Origin of the sequence: Pseudomonas sp. KCJK9000 (assembly GCF_046230725.1) — a bacterium.
Taxonomy (GTDB): Bacteria; Pseudomonadota; Gammaproteobacteria; order Pseudomonadales; family Pseudomonadaceae; genus Aquipseudomonas; species Aquipseudomonas promysalinigenes.
The window spans coordinates 1-458 of sequence record NZ_JBJJLN010000142.1 but is presented as its reverse complement, the minus strand read 5'-3'; the positions used below and the strand labels follow the sequence as shown (position 1 = coordinate 458).

General features: G+C 58.7%; 1 pseudogene. It reads right to left on the bottom strand.

What is annotated here, in order from left to right:
* Positions 1-458 (bottom strand): annotated as a pseudogene (locus tag ACK59H_RS22985) (sugar-binding protein); the annotation flags it as partial.

The following is a 458-nucleotide window of genomic DNA, read 5'->3' as shown; positions in this document are numbered from 1 at the left end:
GTCGGGGTTTCGATGGTTTTCAGGCAGGTCATGTGCTGCGTGGCCGGGCTGTTTTCATAGCTCAGGCGCCAGCTGGCCTTGTCCTCGGTTGGCAGCTCGATCACCCTCATTTCGCGATCGGTCAGGTGCAGCTGATAGGTGGCCAACGGCGAGCCGTCTGGGCCGGCTTGCGGGTGCAGGTGGAGCTTGATCAGGCTGGGGTTGCTGTAATCCACCCTCAGTAATAGCTGGCCGGTGCTGTCGACGATCTCGGACAAGCAGACGTGCTCGAAGTACTTGCCCTCGTATTTGAGTTCGATCCAATGCCCGGAGGGTGCATACACCCGATGCGGCAAGGCGACTTGCACACGATTGCTGGTGATGACCTGCAGGCATTCGACCAGGCCGCTGCGGTGGACCACGCGGTAATTGATACCGTCGAGTTCATCGTGAAAGTGAAAACTGTCGAGCTTCTTCTC